Origin of the sequence: Pseudomonas sp. BTN1 (assembly GCF_001907715.1) — a bacterium.
GTDB lineage: Bacteria > Pseudomonadota > Gammaproteobacteria > Pseudomonadales > Pseudomonadaceae > Aquipseudomonas > Aquipseudomonas paracarnis.
Window position 1 is genome coordinate 336,377 of sequence record NZ_MPBM01000019.1, and the last position, 18,547, is coordinate 354,923.

Genomic DNA, 18,547 nt, shown 5'->3' on the forward strand with positions numbered 1-18,547 from the left:
ATCAGCGCACCGCGCGCAGGGTGGTGGTGTGGCGTGGCAGGACGCGGCCCAGCACTTCGGCGATATAGGTCAGGAACAACGTGCCCACCGAGCTTTTGTAGTGCGCCGGGTCGCGGCTGGCGATGGCCAGTACCCCGTGCAAGCCTTGATGGCTGAGGGCGATGACAGCCGTAGAGCCGATCTGCTTGCGCTGTTCGGCGCCAAACAGGAAGTCCAGCTCATGCTCGCGCAAGGTGCCGCTGACGGTCTTGCCTTCGGACAGCAGGCCGCCGATGGCCGTCTGCGCTTCGCCACCTGTGACCCAGCGGCCCACCGGCATCGGGTTGTCGCTGAACAGGATCAGGCTGACGAAGGGCACCTGGAAATCCTCACGCAGGCTGTCTTCCACGGCGATCACCGTTTCTTCCAGGCTGGTGGCATCCATCAGGGTCAGAATCAGGCGGCGGGTCTTGTCGAACAAGCGGTCGTTGTCGCGGGCCACGTCCATCAGATGCGAGAGCCGGTGGCGCATTTCAATATTACGCTCGCGCAGGATCTTCATCTGCCGCTCCACCAGCGACACGGTATCGCCGCGCTGGTGAGGGATGCGCAGGGCCGGCAGCAGTTCTTCGTGCTCGACGAAGAAGTCCGGATTAGCCTCAAGGTACGCCGCAACAGCAGCGGCCTCCAGGCTTTCACTCGGGGTAGCGTGTGCGGGTACTTGAGGCTTATCGGTCATTAGCTTGGCTCACTCATAGACGGACCTGTCCTTCGTATACGCGCGAGGCCGGCCCGGTCATCATCACCGGGTGGCCAGGGCCTGCCCATTCGATGGACAAACGTCCGCCGGGCAGGTCGATCAACAGTGGCGAATCCATCCACCCCTGGCTGATCGCGGCCACGGCAGCGGCGCAAGCACCGGTGCCGCAAGCCTGGGTTTCGCCGGCGCCGCGTTCCCATACGCGCAATTGCGCACGGTTACGGTCGATCACCTGCAGGAAGCCCACATTGACCCGTGCCGGAAAGCGCGGGTGATGTTCGATCTTCGGCCCCAGTTCATGCACAGGGGCGTTATTGATGTCGGTGACCCGCAGCACCGCATGGGGGTTGCCCATGGACACGGCGGCGACCTCCACGGTTTTGCCATCCACATCCAGCGGGTAACTGAGGGCCTGCTCGGTGGCCTGGAACGGAATATCCGCCGGCACCAGGCGTGGGGCGCCCATGTTGACGCTGATCTGGCCATCGTTGCGGATGTCCAGTTCGATCACGCCGCCTTTGGTTTCGACGCGAATCTGGCGTTTGGCAGTCAGGCGTTTGTCGAGCACAAAGCGCGCAAAGCAGCGCGCGCCGTTGCCGCACTGTTCCACTTCGGAACCGTCGGAGTTGAAGATCCGGTAGCGGAAATCCACCTCCGGGTTGCTCGGCGCCTCGACCAGCAGCAACTGGTCGAAACCGATCCCGGTGTGGCGATCACCCCACTGTTTGGCGTGCTTGGGCAGGATGTGCGCGTGCTGGCTGACCAGGTCGAGGACCATGAAATCATTACCCAGCCCGTGCATCTTGGTAAAACGCAGCAGCATGGCTTACTCCGGCAGCAGGCTTTCGCCAGCATACAACTCGGCTACCGTCTCGCGGCGACGCACTTCAAATGCTTGATCACCGTCCACCAGCACCTCGGCGGTACGCCCGCGGGTGTTGTAGTTGGAACTCATGACAAACCCGTAGGCACCGGCCGAATGCACGGCCAGCAGATCACCTTCCTCAAGCGCCAACTCACGATCCTTGGCGAGGAAGTCGCCGGTCTCGCAGATGGGCCCGACGATGTCATAGGCGCGGGCTTCGCTTGTGCGCGGCGTCACGGCGGTGACATCCATCCAGGCCTGGTACAGCGCCGGGCGGATCAGGTCGTTCATCGCCGCATCGACGATGGCGAAATCCTTGTGTTCGGTATGCTTGAGGTACTCGACCTGGGTCAGCAACACGCCAGCGTTGGCGACGATGTAGCGGCCCGGCTCGAACATCAGCGTCAGGTCGCGGCCTTCGATGCGTTCGCGCACGGCCTGGATATAGTCGGCAATCAGTGGCGGCTCTTCATCGCGATAACGCACGCCCACGCCACCACCGAGGTCGATGTGGTGCAGGTAGATGCCGCACTCGCCGAGGCGGTCGATCAAGGCCAGCAGGCGGTCGAGGGCATCCAGGAACGGTGGCAGGGTGGTCAGTTGCGAGCCGATATGGCAGTCGACGCCCAGCACTTCCAGGTTCGGCAGTTGGGCTGCGCGGATGTACACGTCCTCGGCGTCGGCGATGGCAATGCCGAACTTGTTCTCTTTGAGACCGGTGGAGATGTACGGGTGGGTGCCGGCGTCGACATCCGGGTTGACGCGCAGGGAGATCGGCGCGCGAACGCCCATTTCGGCGGCAACGACTTGCAGGCGCTCCAGTTCGTCGGTGGATTCGACGTTGAAGCAATGCACGCCGACTTCCAGGGCGCGGCGCATGTCTTCGCGGCTCTTGCCGACGCCGGAGAAGACGATTTTGTCCGCCTGGCCACCGGCGGCCAGTACGCGTTCCAGCTCGCCACGGGACACGATGTCAAAACCAGCGCCAAGACGCGCCAGGACATTGAGTACACCCAGGTTGGAGTTGGCCTTGACTGCGTAGCACACCAGGTGCGGCACGCCGTCGAGGGCGTCGGTGAACGAGCGGTATTGGGCTTCGATATGCGCACGCGAGTACACATAGGTCGGGGTGCCGAAGCGCTGGGCAATCGCGGACAAGGCCACGCCTTCCGCGAACAGCTCGCCGTCCCGGTAGTTAAAAGCGTCCATAAGTTTCCCTTAACTTAGTAGGTGTCGTGCTTATGGGCTTTTGACGGCTTTTGCGACGATTGCGCCTGTTCGTTTGGATCTTTGCTGTCATCCGGCAGGTACAACGGGCCTTTCTGGCCACAGGCACTAACGAGGCAAGCGACCGCGACGAGCGCAGCAAGGGAAGAGATCAGGCGCTTCATGGCGAAATCCTTGAATATGCATTAATTGCGCCCGAGTATACCGACCACCCGCCAGCTTGCCTATGCGCCGCAACACCCGTCCGGCGGGGGTTTGCCGAGACAGTAGGGAAGCAGGCTACGATGCCTGGGGATATTTCGTACCGTCATCCGTGATGAAATCAGTATCCTTTGCAATCGGCGAGGCTCGCCCGTATCGTGCGGCGCTTGAGCAAAACCAGACACTTTTGAGGTTGCCACAATGAGTTTGACCGAAGCCCGTTTTCACGACCTGGTGGATGCCACCCAGGAGAAGCTGGAAGATATTTTCGACGACAGCGACCTGGATGTGGATCTGGAAAACTCGGCCGGTGTGCTGACCGTCAAGTTCGAGACTGGCCCGCAATTGATCTTCAGTCGCCAGGAGCCTCTGCGTCAGCTGTGGCTGGCGGCGCGCTCCGGTGGCGTTCACTTCGACTACGATGAAGAAAGCGGCAAATGGCAGTGCGACAAGAGTGAAGAGTTGCTGGGTGAGATGCTCACCCGACTGGTCCAGGAATACACCGGCGTCGAGCTGGATTTCGACGAGGTCTGATGGTGAGTGAGCCTGCAACCGTACGCCCGCCCAAGCCGCTGTTCAGCAATGTCAGCCCGGCAGTGCCGTCACCTTGTATCAGTTTGTGTCGCCTGGACGAGCAGAAAGTCTGCCTGGGCTGCTTCCGCCACGTGGAAGACATCCGGGAATGGCGCTCTGCCGACGATGCGCGGCGCCGGGTGATCTGCGCCGAGGCTGAACAGCGCAAGGCGAGCGCCTGACGGCGTCTTGTTTATTTGTGTCGCTGTGGTAGTGTCCGGATACACCTCCATTCGTCGAGGTCCGTGAGAACCCCGCCTTTTCCTGGCGGGGTTTTGCTTTTTTGTGCAGAAAAAAGGAGTCTGCCTGAATCATGACCACCGCACCGTCCATCATTCTTACCCGTCTTGACGTGCAGCGTCTGGAGCAACTGATCGACCGCTTGGGCGACGAGTTTCCCGGCGCCCGAGCGTTGCAAGCCGAACTCGACCGCGCCGAAGACGTGGTTGGTCACGATGAAGTGCCTGCGGGTGTCGTGACCATGAACTCCAGCGTGCATTGCCGTGAGCAAAGCAGCGGCAAGGACTATCACCTGACGCTGGTCTACCCCAAGCACGCGAACGCCGACGAAGGCAAGATTTCGATCATGGCACCCGTGGGCAGCGCATTGCTCGGCCTGCAAGTGGGCCAGCACATCGACTGGCCGGCGCCAGGCGGCAAGACCTTGAAGCTGGAATTGCTCAGCGTCGAAGGCCAGCCCAAAGATGGCGGCGCCTTCCCGCTCTAAACCTGATTCAAGGCCGCATTGAGTGACTGTTCCAGTTCGGCTTTATAGCGCAGGTACAGATTGCTTGGGCTTTGCACATCACCGAGCAGTCCCGACAGATCCAGATCAGTGATATAGCAGCGGTAACGCTCGGTTTCCCGACGTTGCCCGACGATCTCCCGGGCGACCACCGTAAACAGCTGGTCGCCAAATTCCAGTTCGGAAAACTCCCGCTGATTGCAGTACAGGGTGATCCCTACGTGGCCTGGCGTGCCTTTGCCGATAATGGCCTGCACGTCATAAAACGCCTTGTTGGCCGGGTCTTGCGGGGCCAGCCTTGGCTCAACGCCCCGCGCACGGCCGCTGCCCGATGGCAACAGTTGGTAATACAGGATCTGTATCTCGCCCGCGGGTTGCTGGGTGTCCAGGGACGATAGTGCTTCGCGGCGATACAGGATCGATTGCAAAAAGCGCTGCAACGGCACCAACAGGCTTTGCTCATCATGAAATGGCAAGCGCTGTTGCCAGAGCGCGTTGAATTCGTCGAGCACGTAGACGTCGGCGAAGCCTTCATTGACGCGGTAGAACACCTGCACACACTCGGCTTGGCCCATGGGCAGCAGCAGCGCCAGGTCGTGGTCTTCCAAGGCCATGGCGTCCAGGTGCCACGGGCTATAGCTGACCAGCTCCTCGCTGAGGTAGGCGATCAGCGCGTCCTGGGTCGGCAGTGACACATGGGTGGCCTGGCCCGGTACCAGTTCCATGACGTGATAATGCTGCTGCACCTGGAGCAGGTAGCGATGATTGCCCTGGCCGAGCAGCAGATGCTGCGCGGTGTCGAATACCTCTTCCACCCGCTGGGCAATGAACTGTGCCCGGTTGTGGCAAAAACAACGCACTCGCAGGCGTGGCAGATGGTTCGAGGGCAGTTGGTTGAGGTAGTCGCGCAGGCAGTCGAGCAGGGCGTGGGGGCCGTCATAGCGGCTGACCATCACTTCGTTCCAGCTGTTGAGCGTGACCTGGTCCAGGGTCAGCACCAGATTGTCGCGCACGCCGGCATAGCTCAGGGAGTCGGTGCGCTCTGTGGTCATCAGGATATTCAGGTCGCGATGATGTTTGAGCGGGTCAACCCCAACGTTGATCAACAGCAGCACCTCTTCCGGCACTGCCGGGCGCAGCAAGCGGCTCTCATCGACACTGGACAGGGGCAGGGCGATGGTCTGTTGCAGGCTGCCCAATAGGTTGAACAGCTCGAACTCGGTCATGTCGCTGGTGCCGGGGTGCAGCGCCAGGCGGGTGCTGCTGTCGATCACGCCGTTGCGATGGCACCAGGTGAGCATTTCCAGCAGGTCGCGGCTGCGTTTGATCGGGGCGAAGTGTTCCCACTCCAGAGCGGTAAGGTTGCCGTTATACAGGCCCCAATGGTGCTGGCCCGGCTCCTTGCGGTTGGGCGACTGCACCAGGGTCAAAGTGTCTTCGGCCAGGTCCGGGGCGATGCCGGGGTTGATGAACTCGACCTTGCCGGCCTTGCGCTCGAACGCCGCATACAAGCGGCGGCCCAGTACATTGAGTTCGCGTTTATTGACCGCGCTGGCGGTGTGTTCGCTGCGGGTGAACTGGGTGAGGAAGCGGTAGCTGTAGTTCAACTCATTGACCAGAGCACGGCGCTCGGAGGCGACCTGGCGCACTTTCCATTGGCTGCGGCTGTCCAGCAGGGCCAGTTGGCGCGTGTCCCAGCCCCACTCATGCGCCAGGCGTTCCAGCAGCTGCCGTTGCCAACCGGCGGTGCGCTGGCCGGCGCTGAGCTTGCGGTTGACCTTCAGGTACAGGCTGCGGCGCACCAGTTCCAGGCGCTCCAGCTCGTTGCGGGCCTTGAGGTATTCCTCGATGCGGCGGTAGACCATGATGTACGGGTCCAGCTCATCCAGGTCTACCTGATGGCTGAACACCGCCTGTTTGAAGCGCAGGCTCAGGCATTGCACCTTCGGGTGTTCGCTGGCGTAGACCTCGGTCAGCAGCAGCTTGAGCACCGATTTATAGGGCGACTCGATGCCCTTGAACAGTTGCCACAGCCCGGCGCCAATAAACTCCCCCGGAGGAATATGAGCCAGATGGCCGAGGTCGAGGGTTTCATCGGCGCGGATAAAACGCTTGGACACCAGGGCGTGAGTAAATTCGGCGTAGCGGTTTTCTTCGTAGACCGGCACCAGCCACCAGATGGGCGTGCGCCCGGCCAGCCAGATCGCGGTGCGATAGAACTCATCCAGCAGCAGGTAGTGCTGGGTGGTGCCGCAGTCGTCGGAACTCAGTGGCGTATCGCGATCACCCAACACAAAGCGCGTCGGGTCGATCAGGAAGAAATGCGCCTCGGCGCCCATGCTCAAGGCCCAGGTTTCCAGCAGTTGGCACTTTTTGCGCAGCTCGGCCAGCTCGGTCTCGCTCAGGTCGGGAGCGTGGCATACCCACACGTCCATATCGCTTTGATCGGCCTGCGCCAGCGTGCCAAGGCTGCCCATCAGGAACAAACCGTGGATCGGCGTAGGCGGGTTGCCATGGCGCGGTTTATAGGAGAACGAGCGTGTCAGGCGTTGGGCATCGGCCAAGGCCTGGGCGTCCGGTTCGAAATTCGACAGGCCAGCCGGTGTGTTACTGGAGACATAGCCCGGCAACAGCGGATGATTGACGTGGAAAAACAGCGGCAACAAAGCCAGCACGCTTTGCTGGCGTGGCGTCAGCCCCTCGACGGCCCGGGCCATGCGGCCTTGATTGAGGGTCATGAAACGCGCGCGCAGTTGGGTCAGCACCTTACGGTCGATGCCTTCGTCCAGATCGGGGCGGATTTCATGGGTGCGGGTCATGTCGAACTCGGTGGCTCGCAGCCCGACGCGGGCGGCCATGCAGGAGTTTACAGACAGTAGCGTAGGAGTTTTAGAGGGAAGTGGCTTTTTGGCGTCAGAATTTCGTATGCCGCGCAGCACCACCCGCGGAATCCGCAGGCGGCGGACTCCATGGGCGGTATCAAGTATCAGGCGGCTTCTTTGGTGTTGGCAGTGGTCAGGATGGTCAGCAGGGTTTGGGCTTGCTCGGCAGCGTCCCGGCCAAGGCTCGTCAGGTAGCCCCCGTCCGGTTGGTCAATCAGCCCTTTGGCATGGAGGCGCTTGGCAGCGGCGATGGCAGTAGGGGCGGCAGTCTGATGGACTTTCAAGCCTTCCTTGGTGCTGTCCAAGGGGAAGAGTACAAGGATTTCCAGTTCGGCAACCAACTCAGGGGTATACGACATAAGGACTCCAGACTTTCTAAAATTTATTAGAGGCTAGCAGGCCATAAGGTGAACGCACTTTGCCGAACTGTCCAGCGTGTTGCTGCGTGCCGGGGTTATTCCTTTTCCGGCGGCAGCTCGGGCAGTGCCCGCAGTGCCGTTTCATACCACTCGGTATTGAAGGCGCGGTCATCTTCGAGCATGGCGTCGATCTCGAACGCCAGCACGTGAGCCATCAGATTCAGGATATCTTCGCGCTCGTAACCCACCAGGGTCAGTTTGTTGAACGTAGCCTTGGCCGCTGGCGGGTTATCGCTCTCGATCTGGTTCTCGATGGCTTCGATCAGCGTGGTCTCGGTGAATTCTTCTTCGTCGTTGTCGATATCGGTCGGCTCGCTCATGGCAGGCTCCTCAAGGAAAGGGCGTCAGTCTACCCCCATTCAGGTGGGTGATGCTGCTGGTCAGGGTGCCCTCGAGGATCTATAACTCTTGCAGCCAACCCCACACCCGGCCTGGAGGCTTTGCGATGCTCAAGCTTTACGGATTTTCGGTCAGCAACTACTACAACATGGTCAAGCTGGCGCTATTGGAGAAAGGACTGCCCTTCGAAGAGGTGCCTTTTTATGCTGGGCAAACTCCCGAAGCCTTGGCGGTAAGCCCCCGCGGCAAAGTGCCGGTGCTGGGTGTGAAGCAGGGGTTCATCAACGAAACCAGCGTCATTCTCGAATACCTCGAACAGACCCAGGAAGGTCCGGCGCTGTTGCCCGCCGACCCGTTTGCGCGGGCTCAGGTGCTGGCGCTGTGCCGTGAGATCGAGCTGTACATCGAACTGCCTGCGCGGGCGTGTTTCGCCGAGGCTTTTTTCGGCATGGCGGTGCCGGAGGCGATCAAGGAGAAGTCCAGGGCCGAGCTGCTGCTTGGAGTAGGTACCTTAGGCCGGCACGGGAAGTTCGCGCCTTATGTGGCGGGGGAGAGCTTCACCCTTGCGGACCTGTATTTCATGTACAGCCTGAACCTGGCCTGCGGTGTGGGCGAGAAGCTGTTTGGGCTGGATCTGCTGGAGCCGTTGCCGAAGGCGAAAGCCTTGTTGGCGCGCCTGAATGGGATGCCCAATGCGCAGAAGGTAGAGGCGGACAGGCAGGCGGCGATGCCGGCATTCATGGCGATGATTGCGGCCAAGAAATAACCAATGTGGGAGGGGGCTTGCTCCCGAAGGCGGTGGGTCAGCTAAGATTTTCTTGTCTGATACACCGTCTTCGGGAGCAAGCCCCCTCCCACAATTTTAGCGGCTGGCGAGCAATTGCTGGCCGCGCACGACCGCCGCCTTGACCTGTGCCGGCGCAGTGCCGCCCACATGATTACGGGCATTCACCGAGCCTTCCAGGGTCAGCACGGCAAACACATCCTGCTCGATCTGGTCGCTGAACTGGCGCAGTTCTTCCAGGCTCATTTCCGCCAAGTCCTTGCCGGTGTCCACACCGTACTTCACGGCGTGGCCGACAATTTCGTGGCAGTCACGGAACGGCAGGCCACGGCGCACCAGGTAGTCCGCCAGGTCGGTCGCGGTAGAGAACCCGCGCAGGGCCGCTTCACGCATGATCGCGTGCTTGGGCTTGATCGCCGGAATCATGTCGGCAAAGGCGCGCAACGAGTCGCGCAGGGTGTCGGCGGCGTCGAAGAGCGGTTCCTTGTCTTCCTGGTTGTCCTTGTTGTAGGCCAATGGTTGGCCTTTCATCAGGGTCAGCAGGCCCATCAGTGCACCAAATACACGGCCGCTCTTGCCACGCACCAACTCTGGCACGTCGGGGTTTTTCTTTTGCGGCATGATCGAGCTGCCGGTGCAGAAGCGGTCCGGCAGGTCTATGAACTGGAATTGCGCGCTGGTCCATAGCACCAGCTCTTCGGAGAAGCGCGACAGATGCATCATCGCGATGCTGGCGGCGGCGCAGAATTCGATGGCGAAGTCCCGGTCCGACACGCCGTCCAGGGAGTTGCCGCCCACGGCGTCAAAGCCCAGCAACTGTGCGGTGTACTCACGGTCAATCGGGTAAGTGGTGCCGGCCAGTGCAGCGCTGCCCAGCGGCATGCGGTTGGCACGCTTGCGGCAATCGACCAGGCGCTCGTAGTCGCGGCTGAGCATTTCGAACCAGGCCAGCAGGTGGTGGCCGAAGGTCACAGGCTGTGCGGTCTGCAGGTGAGTGAAGCCGGGCATGATGGTGTCCGATTCACGCTCGGCCTGCTCCAGCAAACCTTTTTGCAGGCGGGTGATTTCGCCCAGGATCAGGTCGATCTCATCGCGCAGCCACAGGCGGATATCGGTGGCGACCTGATCGTTACGGCTGCGACCGGTGTGCAATTTTTTGCCGGTCACGCCGATGCGATCGGTCAGGCGTGCCTCGATGTTCATGTGCACGTCTTCCAGGTCGACGCGCCAGTCGAACGTCCCTGCCTCGATCTCACCGCGGATGGTGGTCAGGCCGTCGATGATGCTGTCACGCTCGGCGTCGGTCAGCACGCCGACCTTGGCCAGCATCGTGGCGTGGGCGATGGAGCCCATGATGTCGTGGCGGTACAGGCGTTGATCGAAGGTGACGGAGGCGGTGAAGCGCGCGACGAAGGCGTCGACGGGTTCACTGAAGCGGCCGCCCCAGGACTGGTTGGTCTTGTCGGTGCTCATGGATTCGCTCGTGATCTGCTTAAAAGAGGCATGAAGGTGTGCCGGCGATCATAACAGGGTTGCCCGTGGAGGCGGTGCTGCGGGTGATCGGCAATTTTATTTGTGTAAGAGATGGCTAAGTGCCTTGCCGCCGACCGCATCCGGGACGAGACTGGGGGCAGGTACTTATTGAAACGATATTTGACGATTGAGCAATGTCGCCTCAGTGAGCGTCTACAGTTGGACTGATAGTGTGTGAATGCACCAAAGTCGGGTGATGCGGTCATAACCAGACTATCCATTAAACAGGGGGGTATTCGGATTGTTTATCAGTGAACCCTACGACGATGCCCGAAGGCAGCGGGTCTTGGGCGCTATTGAACAGGTCCGGGTAAATTTGGGTGCCATTCTCAGGGCACTTTTTGCCGCTCGCGCTAGTCTTAGCGTGGATCGCTGTGACGTCAGTCACCGCACCTGTCTACGCTATCCTTGTGCGAGACTCACGCAGGAATCCAGCGCAATATGAATGTCCTGATCGTTGATGACGAACCCCAAGCCCGCGAGCGACTGAGCCGTCTGGTCAGTGAACTCGAGGGTTATACAGTCCTTGAACCGAGCGCCACCAGCGGCGAAGAGGCGTTGACGCTGATCGACAGCCACAAGCCGGATGTAGTGCTGCTCGATATCCGCATGCCGGGCTTTGATGGCCTGCAGGTCGCCGCCCGCTTGAGCGAACGCGAATCGCCGCCCGCCGTGGTGTTGTGTGCGGCGCAGGATGAGTTTTCTGCACAAGCGCTGGAAGACAGCGGTGTCAGTTTTCTCGTCAAGCCGGCCACTGCCGAAGCCTTGCTCAAAGCCTTGAAAAAAGCCGAGCGTCCCAGCCGCGCCCAACTGGCTGCCTTGACGCAACCGGCTGCGCAAAGTGGTAACGGGCCACGCAGCCATATCAGCGCACGTACCCGCAAGGGCATCGAGCTGATCCCACTCGGCCAGGTGGTTTACTTTATTGCCGATCACAAATACGTGACCTTGCGCCACGAGACCGGTGAAGTGTTGCTTGATGAACCGCTCAAGGCGCTTGAAGACGAGTTTGGCGAGCGTTTCGTGCGCATTCATCGCAACGCGCTGGTCGCCCGTGAACGCATCGAGCGCCTGCAGCGCACGCCCCTGGGGCACTTTCAGCTATTCCTGAAGGGGCTCAATGGCGATGCGTTGATCGTCAGCCGACGCCATGTCGCTGGCGTGCGCAAGATGATGCAGCAGCTTTAGCCCAAGGGTTGCGGCGCGGTCTGCATTCCTTATCCCGGTGCGACGTGGCCAGGGAGGCCCCGCACTTGCTGATTCAAATCAAAGCGTATTTGCCTGAGCTGTTATTATCCGCCGTATCTATTCAGTACGGATTGATCCATGTCCTCTCGCGAAATCCGCATCGCCACCCGTAAAAGCGCCTTGGCCTTGTGGCAGGCCGAATACGTCAAAGCACGCCTTGAACAGGCCCATCCCGGCCTCAAGGTCTCCCTGGTGCCCATGGTCAGTCGCGGCGACAAGCTGCTGGACTCGCCATTGTCGAAAATCGGCGGCAAGGGCCTGTTCGTCAAGGAGTTGGAAACTGCGCTGCTGGACAACGAAGCCGACATCGCCGTGCATTCGATGAAAGACGTGCCCATGGACTTCCCTGAAGGCCTGGGCCTTTTTTGTATCTGCGAGCGCGAAGACCCGCGCGACGCCTTCGTTTCCAACACCTTCGCGTCCCTGGACGAATTGCCGCTGGGCAGTATCGTTGGCACCTCCAGCCTGCGTCGCCAGGCCCAGTTGCTGACGCGGCGTCCCGACCTGCAGATCCGCTTTTTGCGTGGAAACGTCAACACGCGCCTGGCCAAGCTCGACGCCGGCGAATACGACGCGATCATCCTCGCCGCTGCCGGCCTGATCCGCCTGGGCTTTGAAGACCGCATCACCTCGGCCATCAGCGTCGAAGACAGCCTGCCCGCTGGCGGGCAGGGTGCAGTCGGAATCGAATGCCGCACCGCCGACAGCGAAATTCATGCGCTGCTAAAACCTCTCGATCACGCAGACACCGAAGTGCGCGTCACCGCCGAGCGTGCCTTGAACAAACACCTCAACGGTGGCTGCCAGGTGCCCATCGCCTGCTATGCCGTACTCGAGGGTGAGAACCTGTGGCTGCGTGGCCTGGTTGGTGATCCGGACGGCGGTAACCTGCTGACCGCCGAGGTACGTGGGCCGCAACGTGATGCCACGGCCTTGGGGATTCAGGTCGCCGAAGCGTTGCTGGAAAAAGGCGCGGGTACCATTTTGCAAAAAGTCTATGGCGAGGCCGGCCCGCAGTGACCGACTGGCGAGTGCTGCTGACGCGGCCTGCCGAGGAGTCGACGGCCCTGGCGGCGTTATTAGCCCAGAGCGGTATTCACAGCAACTGCCTGCCTTTGCTGGAGACTGAAGCCTTGCCGGTGACCGCAGAGCAACACGCGGTGTTCGGCGCGCTGCCGCGCTATCGCGCCGTCATCGTGGTGAGCAAGCCGGCTGCGCGCCTGGCGTTGCTGCGGTTGGGGGGCAGTGTGCCGCCAATGCCCTGGTTCAGTGTCGGCGCGGCCACGGCCCAGATATTGGCCGATCATGGCCTCAACGTTCACTTTCCCGCCACGGGCGATGACAGCGAGGCCTTGCTTGAACTGCCCGCCTTGCGCGAGGCTATTGCAGCGCCGGGTGCCCGGGTGTTGATCCTGCGCGGCGAGGGCGGGCGTGAGTTGCTGGCAGAGCGTTTACGCGAGCAAGGTGCTAGTGTCGATTACCTGGAATTGTATCGGCGTTTTCTTCCGGTGTATGAGAAGGGCGCGTTGATGCAACGCATCCAGTTGGAACGCTTGAACGGCCTGGTGGTCAGCAGTGGGCAGGGTTTTTTACACCTGCACGCGTTAGCCGGCCCCGATTGGCCAGAGGTGGCACAGCTGCCGTTGTTCGTGCCCAGCCCGCGTGTATATGAAATGGCGCGGGCCGCGGGTGCAGAAAAAGTTGTGGATTGTCGCGGCGCGAGTGCCGCGGCTTTGTTAGTGGCGTTAGGGAGCTATCCCGTTCCCACTCTCTGATACGCAAAGGACGGATACGTGAGCGAAACAGCCTTGCCTAAAGATGAAGCTCAGCCCGCGCTTGATGCGCCGGTCGAGACACCGGTCAGCGCGCCACGCCGTGGCAATGGCCTGGCAGTCGTCGCCTTGCTGTTGGGCGCTGCGGGCGTAGCCGCCGGCGGCTGGGGGATCTGGCAGGTCCGTGCCCTGCAAGCCAGCAGCCAGCACCAACTGGGCCAGGTGCAGACCCTGGATGACCAGTCCCAGAGCCTCAAGCAAGGCCAGCAACAGCTGGCCGCCCGCCTGGCGCAGTTGCCGGGTGCGGATGAGCTGGAAGAGCGTCGCCGCCTGGTCACTCAGTTGCAGGGTGATCAGCAGCGTCTCAACCAGCGTCTGGAAACCGTGTTGGGTGCCAGCCGTAAGGACTGGCGCCTGGCCGAGGCCGAGCATCTGATCCGTCTGGCCAGCTTGCGTTTGTCCGCCTTGCAAGACATCAACAGCGCCCAGTCGCTGGTGCAGGGGGCCGACGAAATTCTTCGCGAGCAAAGCGACCCAGGGGCTTTCGCTGCACGGGAGCAATTGGCCAAGAGCCTGGCCGCGCTGCGCAGCACCGAGCAACCGGACCGTACCGGCCTGTACCTGCAATTGGCTGCCTTGCGTGACCAGGTGGTGCAACTGGCGGCGATTGCCCCGGAGTATCAGCTCACGGAGCCTGCTTCCCAGGGGCGTCCCACCAGCGATACGCAGAACCAGTTGAGCCAGTGGTGGGAGCAGATCTCCCGTTATTTCCGCATCGACTTCAACCCGGATGACAACATCCGTCCCTTGTTGGCAGGCCAAGGCCTGAACCAAGTGCGGCTGGCCTTGAGCCTGGCGCTGGAGCAAGCCCAATGGGCTGCGCTTAACGGCGAGGCGGCGGTGTACAGCCGCTCGTTGGGAGAAGCGCGCAGCGTATTGCAGGACAACTTCAACCAGGACAACCCGCAGAGCAAGGCGATGCTGGCGCGTATTGCCGAGCTTGAGCCCAAGGCGGTGTCGGTGGTCACGCCTGACTTGGCTGCGAGCCTGGCTGCTGTGCAGGCGTACCTTGAACGCCGTCATCAGTCTGCCGACGAAGCCAAGGCTTCGGCTGGCAAACCGGCGACCCAGGAGTAGAGCTGATGAAGCGTTTCTATGTGATCCTGGTGCTCGCGATTGCGCTCGCGCTGGCCCTGGGTGTGGGCATTTCGAAACACACCGGCTACGTGTTGATTACTTATCCTCACCTGCTGCATTACGAATCAAGCCTGTGGGCGACATTGGTGGCGGTGTTCGCCATTGGCCTGGCGATTTACCTGATCCGCGTGTTATGGAGCCTGGTCACCACATCCGGTGGCGTGGTCAACCCCTGGTCACGACGCAACCGCAGCCGTCGTGTGCAGATCGCTATCGAGCAAGGCCAGATGGACCTCGCCGAGGGCCGCTGGGCCAGCGCCGAACGCCACCTGCACCGCGCCGCCGAAGCAGAGCGCCAACCCCTGCTGTATTACATCGGTGCCGCCCGTGCGGCCAATGAACAGGGCCGTTATGAGGAATCCGACGGCTTGCTGGAGCGTGCGTTGGAACGCCAGCCCCAGGCCGAACTGGCCATTGCACTGAGTCATGCGCAGTTGCAGATGGACCGTGGCGATACGGAAGGCGCACTGGTCACCCTTCAGGCGATGCATGAGCGTCACCCGCACAACGCGCAAGTACTGCGACAGTTGCAACGTCTGCATCAGCAGCGTGGCGATTGGTCGTCTGTGATTCGCCTGCTGCCTGAGCTGCGCAAGGACAAAGTCTTGCCCGCCAATGAGCTGGCCGAGCTGGAGCGTCGCGCCTGGGGTGAGAATCTGAGCCTGGCGGCCCAGCGTGAAGAGCAAGGCGAAGCAGGGTTGCAGTCTCTGGAGCGCGCATGGGAGCAACTGACCGCAGCCCAGCGCCAACAGCCACAACTGGTATTGGCGTATGCCGACCAACTGCGTCGATTGGGCGCAGATGCCAAGGCCGAAGAAGTGCTGCGTGGCGCCCTTAAACGCGGTTATGACAGTCACCTGATCCGGTTGTATGGCCTGCTGCGCGGCAGTGATCCTGCGCGGCAACTGAAGTTTGCCGAAGGCTGGCTCAAGGACCATCCAGGCGATGCCAGCCTGCTGCTGACGCTGGGTCGTCTGTGCCTGCAAAACAGTCTGTGGGGCAAGGCGCGGGATTATCTGGAAAGCAGCCTGCAAGTACAGCGCAATCCCGAAGCCTGCGCCGAATTGGCTCGCCTGCTGGCCCAATTGGGCGATACCGAGCGCAGCAACCAGCTGTTTCAGGAGGGCTTGGGGTTGCTCGACAATCGTCTGCTGTCCTCGCCGCTGCCAGTGCCTGCGCGAGTTTGAAGTAGGAAAGGGTGGATGGGTTGGCTAGGACCGATCTGACACCCAACCCTTCAAACCCTGCAACCCCTCGGCTTAACTGGCTTTGTTACTAATTCCTACTTGTCTTGGCTGATTTTCCTCGGGCCCGTGGCGGGATGTCCTTATGTTTTCGAGGAAAAGTCCGCTCTAGGGCGTATTGAAAGGGGTCGGGCCTTTCCTCTACCGTAGCGACCTATCTCTTGCAGTGCGGATAAACAATGTCTCTGGCCCCTTTACGCTCTTTGTTTTTCCTGGCGTTCATGGCGGGTGCGCTGACGTTGGGCGCGTCTTACTACCTTCAATACGGTGCGCTGCTACGACCTTGTTTTCTATGCCAGGTACAACGCCTGTTCCTCGCCTCTTTTGCCTTGATCAACCTGATTGCCGCGCTTCACAAACCTGGGCGTTCCGGCCTTTGTCTTTATGGGTTGGCGAGCATGGGCTGTGCGTTGCTGGGCGCCATCACCGCAGGCCGGCAAGTCCTGTTGCAGAACAGGCCGGCAAGCCAGGTGGGGGATTGCTGGCCCAGCCTGCAGGACATGCTTGAAAACCTGTCTGTCTGGCAGGCAATGCGCTCGGTGTTCAATGGCACGGTCGATTGCGTTGAAATCAACTGGACGCTGTTTGACTTGAGCCTGCCTGAGTGGAGCCTGCTGTTTTTTGTGGCGATGCTGATCCTGGGGTTCATGCAGGTGTCACGGCTGTTGTTCGGCAGGCATTTGCGCCTCGCAACACATTGAAAACGAGACTCAGGTTGTAGGAGCGGATTAAACACTTGTATGAACATTCTCTCCTGCGTACCTTGAAGCCATAGTCATGCGGGCATAATCTGGCCCGCACGCGTTATCCAAACCGCTTGTCAGACGCGGCCTTGTCCGTCTGCTGCTTCATCCTTGAAGTGTTGCGCAGGTACAGAGCTGCGGCGCCCCAATAGGGAAGAGAGATCATCATGTTGGAAAGTTGTCAGAATGCTCAGGAACGCTGGGGTGGGGTGCACAAGCTGATCGACAGCTGGTTGAAGGCACGTCACGAACTGGTTCGGGCCTTTGATGCTCTCGGCGCCAAGCCCGAAGCGTTGGGCGAGAATCGCAAGCCGTTGCAGGAGTTCTGTGAGGTGTTGGTGGACTACGTGTCTGCCGGCCATTTCGGCGTCTACGAGCAACTGACCAAGGAGGCCGAAGCCTTCGATGATCAGCGTGGCCTGGAGTTGGCTGAGACGCTTTATCCGCGCATTGATGTGATCACTGAAAAGCTGCTGGCGTTCACCGACCTGTGTGATGCCGGGAAATGTGTCGCGGAAAAATTCAAAGAGTTGGGGGCGCTGTTGCATGAGCGTTTCGAGCTGGAAGATTGCTTGATCGAAGTGCTGCACAACGCTCATAAGGAAGAACCCGCCACCCAGGCTTGAAGCTGGTGGCGAGGTAAGAAAAACGGTGCGCATGTCGCACCGTTTTTTTTTATGGGTCAGTGGCGAGTGCCGAGTAGTTCGATCTCGAACACCAGCGGCGTATAGGGGGGGATCAACTCACCTGCGCCGTCTGCGCCATAGGCCTGGGCTGAAGGAATCACCAGACGCCATTTCGCACCCACCGGCATCTGCTGTAATGCACTGCTCCAACCGCTGATCACGCTGTTGAGGCGAAACCATTGCGGTTGCGTACTTTTGTCGAAGACAGTTCCATCAGGCAGTCGGCCCACGTATTTAACCTGCACTTCATCGCTGGCCAACGGCTTGTTGCCAGTGCCGGGTGTCAGCTCGGTGAGCAGGATCCCATCGGCCAACTGACGAACGCCGGCTGCGGCTTTTTCCCTTGAGAGAAATTGCTGCTCGGCAGCGAGTGCTTTTTCGCTTTGAGGTCGTTGGGCGTCGGCGGCGTTCTGCGTTTCGTGCTGCGCGAGGATCTGTTCGATGCGCGCGTTATCCAGCGCCAGTGGCTTGCCTTGGTAGGCTTGCTTGAGTCCGTCGAGCAGGGCCTGTATCTGCAGGTCGGGGACTTCCTGGCGCAACCGTTCGCCAAGGCTTGCGCCCAGGCTATAGGCAAGATCGTGCGGGGTTGCGGCGGTGGTGTATGACGAGGGTTGCTCGCTTGCATCGGCCACGCAGATCGCCAAGCCGAACACTAGAAAAAGGTAACGCGACATGGGCATTCTCCCGGCGAAAGTGCGACGGATTATGCCAGTGCGAGTGCGTAAAAAGTGGCGCGGTTTTCCGTTATATCGATAAGAATTTTCGCACGCTGCAACGCAACGCAAAGGATACTGTCAACATGCCCTAGCGGCGGTAAGAGCAGAGGGCTAGTATGAGCCGCACCCACGTCAGCCAGGAGGTAAACCATGTCGGCCAAACAGAAGCCTGTAAATACCCCGTTGCACTTGCTCCAACAACTTTCGGGCAGCCTGCTCGAACATCTGGAAAGCGCGTGCTCCCAAGCCTTGGCTGATGCAGAAAAGCTGCTCGCCAAACTGGAAAAGCAACGCGGTAAAGCGCAAGAAAAGCTGCACAAATCCCGCACCAAACTGCAAGACGCCGCCACTGCCGGCAAGTCCAAGGCACAAGCCAAAGCCAAAGGCGCGGTCAAAGAACTTGAAGAGCTGCTGGATGCTCTCAAGGATCGCCAAGCCGAAACCCGCAGCTACATTTCCCAACTCAAAAAAGACGCTCAAGAAAGCCTGAAACTGGCCCAAGGTGTTGGCCGTGTGAAGGAAGCCGTAGCTAAAGCACTGGGTGCTCGTACGCCTGCAAAAGTAGCCGCCAAGCCAACTGCTAAAACTGCTGCTGCCAAACCAGCTGCCAAGCCAGCCGCTAAAACCGCTGCTG

The 18,547-nt window shown here is 60.6% G+C and carries 21 protein-coding genes; 12 read left to right on the forward strand and 9 right to left on the reverse strand.

Features of this window, described 5'->3' with window-relative positions; all coding sequences use genetic code 11:
• Nucleotide 1: 1 nt before the first annotated feature.
• The 4 genes from BMH52_RS09150 to BMH52_RS09165 are packed head-to-tail and all read right to left on the reverse strand — an operon-like array spanning nucleotide 2 to nucleotide 2,995.
• Nucleotides 2-718 (reverse strand): DUF484 family protein, encoded by a 717-nt coding sequence (locus BMH52_RS09150; RefSeq protein ID WP_014720458.1) that lies wholly within the window; start codon nucleotides 716-718, stop codon nucleotides 2-4.
• A 13-nt stretch (nucleotides 719-731) separates the two neighbouring features.
• Nucleotides 732-1,562: a diaminopimelate epimerase gene (dapF, locus tag BMH52_RS09155; protein WP_020302864.1), complete on the reverse strand. Its 831-nt coding sequence runs from the start codon at nucleotides 1,560-1,562 to the stop codon at nucleotides 732-734.
• A gap of 3 nt (nucleotides 1,563-1,565) precedes the next feature.
• Entirely contained in the window at nucleotides 1,566-2,813 is a 1,248-nt protein-coding gene (lysA, locus tag BMH52_RS09160; RefSeq protein ID WP_003195418.1) for a diaminopimelate decarboxylase, read from the reverse strand.
• A 14-nt stretch (nucleotides 2,814-2,827) separates the two neighbouring features.
• Nucleotides 2,828-2,995, reverse strand: coding sequence for a lipoprotein (locus BMH52_RS09165; RefSeq protein ID WP_003195417.1), 168 nt, complete (start codon nucleotides 2,993-2,995; stop codon nucleotides 2,828-2,830).
• Nucleotides 2,996-3,233: 238 nt separating this feature from the next.
• On the opposite strand from BMH52_RS09165, the gene cyaY reads away from it, so the two are divergent.
• The 3 genes from cyaY to rnk all read left to right on the forward strand — a co-directional run bounded on the left by cyaY (nucleotide 3,234) and on the right by rnk (nucleotide 4,332).
• On the forward strand, nucleotides 3,234-3,566 hold the full coding sequence (gene cyaY / locus BMH52_RS09175; RefSeq protein ID WP_014720455.1) for an iron donor protein CyaY: 333 nt from the start codon (nucleotides 3,234-3,236) through the stop codon (nucleotides 3,564-3,566).
• Between the two features lie 2 nt (nucleotides 3,567-3,568).
• Entirely contained in the window at nucleotides 3,569-3,787 is a 219-nt protein-coding gene (locus tag BMH52_RS09180) for a DUF1289 domain-containing protein (protein ID WP_032873896.1), read from the forward strand.
• Between the two features lie 131 nt (nucleotides 3,788-3,918).
• Nucleotides 3,919-4,332 carry a nucleoside diphosphate kinase regulator gene (gene rnk / locus BMH52_RS09185; protein WP_014720453.1) on the forward strand — a complete coding sequence of 138 codons (414 nt, stop codon included), beginning with the start codon at nucleotides 3,919-3,921 and terminating at the stop codon, nucleotides 4,330-4,332.
• Here the strand turns inward: rnk and BMH52_RS09190 are convergent.
• The 3 genes from BMH52_RS09190 to BMH52_RS09200 all read right to left on the reverse strand — a co-directional run bounded on the left by BMH52_RS09190 (nucleotide 4,329) and on the right by BMH52_RS09200 (nucleotide 7,971).
• Nucleotides 4,329-7,169 carry a class I adenylate cyclase gene (locus tag BMH52_RS09190; RefSeq protein ID WP_073843443.1) on the reverse strand — a complete coding sequence of 947 codons (2,841 nt, stop codon included), beginning with the start codon at nucleotides 7,167-7,169 and terminating at the stop codon, nucleotides 4,329-4,331. The two genes, rnk and BMH52_RS09190, sit on opposite strands and share 4 nt — an antisense overlap.
• Before the next feature lie 167 nt (nucleotides 7,170-7,336).
• Complete coding sequence (locus BMH52_RS09195) at nucleotides 7,337-7,591, reverse strand: TIGR02647 family protein (RefSeq protein WP_014720451.1); 255 nt, start codon at nucleotides 7,589-7,591, stop codon at nucleotides 7,337-7,339.
• Nucleotides 7,592-7,686: 95 nt separating this feature from the next.
• Complete coding sequence (locus tag BMH52_RS09200) at nucleotides 7,687-7,971, reverse strand: hypothetical protein (protein WP_014720450.1); 285 nt, start codon at nucleotides 7,969-7,971, stop codon at nucleotides 7,687-7,689.
• A gap of 125 nt (nucleotides 7,972-8,096) precedes the next feature.
• Here BMH52_RS09200 and BMH52_RS09205 point away from each other — a divergent pair, with 125 nt between their 5' ends.
• The gene (locus BMH52_RS09205) at nucleotides 8,097-8,756 is read left to right on the forward strand and encodes a glutathione S-transferase family protein (protein WP_014720449.1); all 660 of its coding nucleotides are present in this window, start codon (nucleotides 8,097-8,099) and stop codon (nucleotides 8,754-8,756) included.
• 96 nt (nucleotides 8,757-8,852) lie between these two features.
• Here BMH52_RS09205 and argH read toward each other — a convergent pair whose 3' ends face one another.
• Nucleotides 8,853-10,247 (reverse strand): argininosuccinate lyase, encoded by a 1,395-nt coding sequence (gene argH, locus BMH52_RS09210; protein WP_020302866.1) that lies wholly within the window; start codon nucleotides 10,245-10,247, stop codon nucleotides 8,853-8,855.
• A 501-nt stretch (nucleotides 10,248-10,748) separates the two neighbouring features.
• On the opposite strand from argH, the gene BMH52_RS09215 reads away from it, so the two are divergent.
• The 7 genes from BMH52_RS09215 (at nucleotide 10,749) to BMH52_RS09245 (ending at nucleotide 17,137) form a co-directional block, all read left to right on the forward strand.
• Nucleotides 10,749-11,495, forward strand: coding sequence for a LytTR family DNA-binding domain-containing protein (locus tag BMH52_RS09215; RefSeq protein WP_003195394.1), 747 nt, complete (start codon nucleotides 10,749-10,751; stop codon nucleotides 11,493-11,495).
• Between the two features lie 138 nt (nucleotides 11,496-11,633).
• The gene (gene hemC, locus BMH52_RS09220; protein WP_019819816.1) at nucleotides 11,634-12,575 is read left to right on the forward strand and encodes a hydroxymethylbilane synthase; all 942 of its coding nucleotides are present in this window, start codon (nucleotides 11,634-11,636) and stop codon (nucleotides 12,573-12,575) included.
• On the forward strand, nucleotides 12,572-13,330 hold the full coding sequence (locus BMH52_RS09225; RefSeq protein WP_014720446.1) for a uroporphyrinogen-III synthase: 759 nt from the start codon (nucleotides 12,572-12,574) through the stop codon (nucleotides 13,328-13,330). The genes hemC and BMH52_RS09225 overlap by 4 nt, the downstream gene beginning before the upstream one ends.
• 18 nt (nucleotides 13,331-13,348) lie before the next feature.
• Entirely contained in the window at nucleotides 13,349-14,464 is a 1,116-nt protein-coding gene (locus tag BMH52_RS09230; RefSeq protein WP_014720445.1) for a uroporphyrinogen-III C-methyltransferase, read from the forward strand.
• Between the two features lie 5 nt (nucleotides 14,465-14,469).
• On the forward strand, nucleotides 14,470-15,711 hold the full coding sequence (locus tag BMH52_RS09235; protein WP_014720444.1) for a heme biosynthesis protein HemY: 1,242 nt from the start codon (nucleotides 14,470-14,472) through the stop codon (nucleotides 15,709-15,711).
• Nucleotides 15,712-15,947: 236 nt separating this feature from the next.
• Nucleotides 15,948-16,469 carry a disulfide bond formation protein B gene (locus BMH52_RS09240; protein WP_032901899.1) on the forward strand — a complete coding sequence of 174 codons (522 nt, stop codon included), beginning with the start codon at nucleotides 15,948-15,950 and terminating at the stop codon, nucleotides 16,467-16,469.
• A 209-nt stretch (nucleotides 16,470-16,678) separates the two neighbouring features.
• On the forward strand, nucleotides 16,679-17,137 hold the full coding sequence (locus BMH52_RS09245) for an Rsd/AlgQ family anti-sigma factor (protein WP_014720442.1): 459 nt from the start codon (nucleotides 16,679-16,681) through the stop codon (nucleotides 17,135-17,137).
• 56 nt (nucleotides 17,138-17,193) lie between these two features.
• Here BMH52_RS09245 and BMH52_RS09250 read toward each other — a convergent pair whose 3' ends face one another.
• A complete protein-coding gene (locus BMH52_RS09250) occupies nucleotides 17,194-17,871 on the reverse strand; it encodes an FKBP-type peptidyl-prolyl cis-trans isomerase (protein ID WP_073843440.1) in 678 nt (225 codons plus the stop codon).
• Nucleotides 17,872-18,063: 192 nt separating this feature from the next.
• On the opposite strand from BMH52_RS09250, the gene BMH52_RS09255 reads away from it, so the two are divergent.
• The coding region (locus BMH52_RS09255; protein ID WP_218190420.1) for an AlgP family protein at nucleotides 18,064-18,547 on the forward strand (484 nt) is incomplete at its 3' end.

Coding starts and splice junctions, on each gene's coding strand:
- BMH52_RS09205 (WP_014720449.1), top strand. CDS start 8,097: ATGCTCAAGCTTTACGGATTTTCGGTCAGCAACTACTACAACATGGTC.
- lysA (WP_003195418.1), bottom strand. CDS start 2,813: ATGGACGCTTTTAACTACCGGGACGGCGAGCTGTTCGCGGAAGGCGTG.
- BMH52_RS09200 (WP_014720450.1), bottom strand. CDS start 7,971: ATGAGCGAGCCGACCGATATCGACAACGACGAAGAAGAATTCACCGAG.
- BMH52_RS09240 (WP_032901899.1), top strand. CDS start 15,948: ATGTCTCTGGCCCCTTTACGCTCTTTGTTTTTCCTGGCGTTCATGGCG.
- dapF (WP_020302864.1), bottom strand. CDS start 1,562: ATGCTGCTGCGTTTTACCAAGATGCACGGGCTGGGTAATGATTTCATG.
- cyaY (WP_014720455.1), top strand. CDS start 3,234: ATGAGTTTGACCGAAGCCCGTTTTCACGACCTGGTGGATGCCACCCAG.
- argH (WP_020302866.1), bottom strand. CDS start 10,247: ATGAGCACCGACAAGACCAACCAGTCCTGGGGCGGCCGCTTCAGTGAA.
- BMH52_RS09215 (WP_003195394.1), top strand. CDS start 10,749: ATGAATGTCCTGATCGTTGATGACGAACCCCAAGCCCGCGAGCGACTG.
- BMH52_RS09165 (WP_003195417.1), bottom strand. CDS start 2,995: ATGAAGCGCCTGATCTCTTCCCTTGCTGCGCTCGTCGCGGTCGCTTGC.
- BMH52_RS09195 (WP_014720451.1), bottom strand. CDS start 7,591: ATGTCGTATACCCCTGAGTTGGTTGCCGAACTGGAAATCCTTGTACTC.
- BMH52_RS09190 (WP_073843443.1), bottom strand. CDS start 7,169: ATGACCCGCACCCATGAAATCCGCCCCGATCTGGACGAAGGCATCGAC.
- BMH52_RS09245 (WP_014720442.1), top strand. CDS start 16,679: ATGTTGGAAAGTTGTCAGAATGCTCAGGAACGCTGGGGTGGGGTGCAC.
- hemC (WP_019819816.1), top strand. CDS start 11,634: ATGTCCTCTCGCGAAATCCGCATCGCCACCCGTAAAAGCGCCTTGGCC.
- BMH52_RS09250 (WP_073843440.1), bottom strand. CDS start 17,871: ATGTCGCGTTACCTTTTTCTAGTGTTCGGCTTGGCGATCTGCGTGGCC.
- BMH52_RS09235 (WP_014720444.1), top strand. CDS start 14,470: ATGAAGCGTTTCTATGTGATCCTGGTGCTCGCGATTGCGCTCGCGCTG.
- rnk (WP_014720453.1), top strand. CDS start 3,919: ATGACCACCGCACCGTCCATCATTCTTACCCGTCTTGACGTGCAGCGT.
- BMH52_RS09150 (WP_014720458.1), bottom strand. CDS start 718: ATGACCGATAAGCCTCAAGTACCCGCACACGCTACCCCGAGTGAAAGC.